Source organism: Bifidobacterium sp. POST2/T3 (B1) (genome assembly GCF_058197115.1).
In genome coordinates this window covers 1-3,843 of record NZ_JBVPQK010000250.1, presented here as the reverse complement: position 1 = coordinate 3,843, position 3,843 = coordinate 1, and the positions used below count along the sequence as shown (strand labels likewise).

The following is a 3,843-nucleotide window of genomic DNA, read 5'->3' as shown; positions in this document are numbered from 1 at the left end:
AGAGCCGACATCAGCACAGGAATGAAAAAGAGCACCCGGGCGATCTTGTTCTGGACAGTATCTTCTTCCAAGAAGACGGCGAGAGCCAAACCGAAGACATTTTGGAAGAAAGCCTCGCATATAGCAAAAACAAGAGTGGTCCTCAAGTCTCTTAGAAGCATGCCATTTTTGAAAAGAGCAGCAAAATTATCAAACCCATTAAAGGATATAGACGGATTAAAAGACGACCAGTTAGTAAAGGCAAGAACGAAATTCACCAAAGTGGGCAACAAAAAGAACACCAGGAGCATGATTCCAGCCGGTGCCAGGAACCGTAAAGGATAGTTCTGACGAAGCAATGTCAGTCTGTTGTGTCGCACCTGGGAGGTACTAATACGACCCGTGTGCCACGTCTTGTGTAACTGCATGATAGAAACCTCTTAAGCCAGGTAATACGGGAAACGGTGACGGACAAAGCTACCTATTTTCTTGGGCACTATGCCCGCCACCATGTGTTAAGGAACATCAATCAGAACCCACTGACCCCCTGGGCCTTGGCGACCTCATCAAACTGGTCCTGCGTGGTCTGCGCCACTTGCTGTGCACTCATCGTGCCATTGACCATATTGGCCAAGTTGATGTACAGGTCAGGATTCGCCAAAGCAAGCGACTGCATAGAACCGACACTGTTGCTTATGGAGTCATTTGCATCAATCAAAGCCTGCGGCACAGATCCCGGTGTCTTTACCGTGGAGAGTATGGAAGTGGTGTTCTGGCTGTTGATGAAGTCACTATACCCGTCTCCCATCAGATAAGCCAGGAACTGACGGGATGCCGCTTCACGCTTGGCATCGCCGGTCTTGAAGGCAACAAGTCCATTGGTCTCCTCAGGGACCACAGTAGCTATTGTTCCCTTTTTGGAAATGGGGAAGAAACCGATTTTCTGATCCAGGACCTGTTTACTGTTGCCTGCCATAGCCGCAACACCAAGGAAAAGGCTGAGGTTACCGAAGATCATGCCTGTCTTGCCATTCAATAGGGCTTGCTCTTCCATCACATCAGTTGCAGAACCGATATCAGCGTTGAACAGCTTCCTCTTCTCGATCATATCGCGATATTCCTCGATGGCTGACATCACGTTGGTATCGGTGAATTTCTCTTTGCGAGTATTGATGCGGTTCCAAAGTCCTTTCTTGGCGGCTTCCGCCAGCTGAACTTGAACAGCCCACTGTGTACCCCATTGGGCTCCACCCATGTCATAGAAAGGCGATTCGACCCCTGCAGGCGGATTCTGTTTTATTTTCTCAGCAGTGTCTATCAGTTCATCCCAATTCTTGGGCAACTTATCGACACCCGCAGCTTTGAACACCTCTTTGTTGTAATAGACCCCTAATACCGAAGGTGCAGTGAACAACACGGAATACCGTGACTTCTTATAGACACCTGCTGCATTAGCAAATCCCTTTTTATAATTCTTGACGAATGGAGCGCTATCTAGTTTTTGAATCTTGTTCTGCGATACCAAACCTGCCAACATTGAAGCAGTTGGCTGCCAGACACCGATATCGGGTACATCCCCAGTGGCAATTTTCGTCTGTGCATTATTTTTGTACACATCGGCGATGACGGAGATCTTCACCTGAGCGCCAGTCTTGGCTTCAAAGTTTTTAACTACCTTATCGAAAGTGGTCTTCGAGTTGGGGGACACCCACAAAACCAGCTTTGTGCCATCCAATTTAGTGCTAGCAGCCGGCCAGTCACCTTCGTTATCAGAATCTGAACCTTTGGCTGCCGTCGGATTGGAACAGCCTGACCCCAAAAGCAACATAGAGCACGCCAATGCTCCTATCAAGGCGATTTTGCCTTTCTTAAAGAGGGAATTTTGAGATATCATCATTGATTTCCTTTCTTTTAATCTTGTCCGCGGCAATTCCCCCGAATGCTGCTGGCGGTTCGAATAAGCAACGATGCTGCTGCACCGTTGAATTCCTCATTGTGAAAGATCGATCGAAAAAAGTCGCGCCGCATACTGGCGGGAAGGTAGAGAAATCGACAATGTGCCGGATTCTACATTCCAGGAATAACGCCAGGGTCTGTTATCCAAGGAAGTCGGGAAAATGATCCGAACATTTCCTTTTCGGCCAGCGCCATTAGGAATCGGCAACGTGATATTTGAACGTTCTGTTCCCCTGACCCAGACTGCAAGCAGACAAACTTCACCATCCATCATCCCCAGTGTCACTATGTCATCGGTCCACTGCGGCAAGCCCAACGGCCAGCAGGGCGAGGAGTTGATCAGATGAGGCCTCACCGTGGTCTTATAGACATCAATGGATTGTCGAATCAGCGCTTTTTGAGACGCTGTAAACGTGTTGAGATATCCAGACAGAAAATAATGACCAAGCATGGTGTTCACCAATGCGAAGGCAAAGTTTTCATCATCCATGGACTGCTCAGGATAAGCCCAATTGCCTGCCTGTTCTGGCAACATAGTCATTGGCGCTGCCGTAGAAATTGTCGGGTATAGCCGATAATCCTGCTGATCTGATGTGGACAAGAGCTGAAAGTGTGAAGCCTGGGCAAAGTCAGTACGCATACCTCCAGCGGAGCAGCTTTCCAGAATCAGCTTGGGATGCCGTCTGTACAAACCATCTATCCAACGCAGATAAGCCCTGTTATGCTCCAGGAGTCCATCACCTGAGCTATCCGAATCATAAGTCGTGCCAGAGCCTGGACGAATGTTGAAATCAAATTTGAAGTAACCTATATCGTAGTCTTCAATTAGACGGTCAATTACATCATCCATTCGTTTCACGACTGCAGGGTTTCTGTAATCGAGCATTAATCTTTTCTGCTCTATAAGCCGTTTGCCATCGTGTTGGAAGAAAAAGGAGTCCGGCAATTCAGACGCTATCGGGCTATCGATACCGACGGATTCGGGCTCAAGCCACAGCCCAGGAATCATCCCCCGACCACGTATGGCATCGACAACCTGATGCAAGCCATTGGGAAAACGTTTCAAGGAAGGAACCCACTCGCCTACAGAGGGCCACCAATCACCAGAGTCGTCATACCATCCGCAATCGATGCAAAACACATCGATATCCAGATATCCTGCCTCCTCGATCAAGGGCATCAGTTTTTCTGTGGTCGGATCCCCGTTGATGGTATTCATATAATCATTAAAAATAATGAGCGATTGGGATGCTCTCCCCATCTGTTTCCTGATAATGCGCCGATAACTTGTCAGTGCTTCGATGGCGGAGTCGAAGGAATCCCCCAATGTGACAGACACAGGGACCGATGTGAACTGTTCACCATTCCGCAGGCACTTAGACCATGTATGGTTCTTCCAATTGGGGCCTGAAAGAGCAAAATATCCATCTTCCCTGTCTTGACCGATCTCCCATCTCCAAGCGCCGTTATGCTCGATCTGAAAAGCCCAGCACATATGCAGCTTCTTTGATTCCAATACACCAACAGGAGATGAGGTACCCGTCGAAAAGGTTCCTTCGGATATGACGGCATGACAGCCTTGTGGATCACGTTTTGCGAGCGAGGCATGCAAATCAGGGCAGTAATGGCGGACGGGGGTGCGAGTCCATCTACCCTCGCCAGTACACTCATTGGTACATTCGTAAACCGCCCAAGATGATAAGTCAGTAATTCCGCTGTCGTCCGTAGTCCCGAAAGATGCGCTCCACGGCACAACGGATTCCAATATCAAAGAGTCGTCACCAATATTGGTCACATCCACTATGGACCGTACGGTCCGTTGACCTTGAGGAACAAACAAATGCAGATGGACAGCAATATCAAAACTGGGACTATTCATGTCCAGATAACAGTGACTTCCGTCCGATT

Annotated in this window: 3 protein-coding genes; all 3 read right to left on the bottom strand. The window is 48.5% G+C overall.

Annotation, left to right across the window (positions count from 1 at the left end; translation table 11 throughout):
• Positions 1 to 407, bottom strand: a 407-nt coding sequence (locus tag AC0AP0_RS09960) for a carbohydrate ABC transporter permease (protein ID WP_490430351.1), incomplete at its 3' end; no start/stop codon positions are given.
• Between the two features lie 101 nt (positions 408 to 508).
• Positions 509 to 1,876 (bottom strand): ABC transporter substrate-binding protein, encoded by a 1,368-nt coding sequence (locus AC0AP0_RS09955; RefSeq protein ID WP_258323688.1) that lies wholly within the window; start codon positions 1,874 to 1,876, stop codon positions 509 to 511.
• A gap of 93 nt (positions 1,877 to 1,969) precedes the next feature.
• Positions 1,970 to 3,843 (bottom strand): glycoside hydrolase family 36 protein (locus AC0AP0_RS09950; RefSeq protein WP_490430350.1); only part of this gene is annotated, 1,874 nt, incomplete at its 5' end.

Coding starts and splice junctions, on each gene's coding strand:
- AC0AP0_RS09955 (WP_258323688.1), bottom strand. CDS start 1,876: ATGATGATATCTCAAAATTCCCTCTTTAAGAAAGGCAAAATCGCCTTG.